We start from the raw sequence: 400 nt of genomic DNA, 5'->3' as shown, positions 1-400 counted from the left end.
CTACGCAACCCCGTGGGCCGCGGGGTGGCCAGCAGAGCGTCTCACCGGGTGGATCAGCCCGCCCATCGCATCGAGTACTTGCGGGGAACTCCGGCGGAAATGGGCCCGGCCGGATTCGGCCCCATTGCCAGTCACTGGTCGCCGCGCCTTGAGCTGACAGGCACCTTCGACGAAGCCTGGCGGAAGACGCGACATCCACTGCTGCCGCGAGACTTCGACGAGCGCTCCGCTCTCTGTGCCCCCGTCGACCAGCGGCCTTCGCGCCGCCTCGTCGGCGGAGAGAAGGTGGCCCTTGTGCATCTTACGCCGCGAGGCTCGCTCCACTTCACGCTGCCGCGTCTGCGCTTCGGCTTCACCACTTACTTCGGCGCCTTCCGCCGCTTTCACGAGGCCACCCTGG

Annotated in this window: 1 protein-coding gene; it reads left to right on the top strand. The window is 68.5% G+C overall.

Annotated elements, in window-relative coordinates:
• Positions 1-48: 48 nt before the first annotated feature.
• Positions 49-400: DUF2169 domain-containing protein (locus G4D85_RS48640; RefSeq protein ID WP_240359957.1), on the top strand; the 352-nt coding region annotated here is incomplete at its 3' end.

Origin of the sequence: Pyxidicoccus trucidator (assembly GCF_010894435.1) — a bacterium.
GTDB lineage: Bacteria > Myxococcota > Myxococcia > Myxococcales > Myxococcaceae > Myxococcus > Myxococcus trucidator.
Note: the sequence above shows the minus strand (reverse complement) of the source record. Positions and strands in the feature narration are given on the sequence as shown.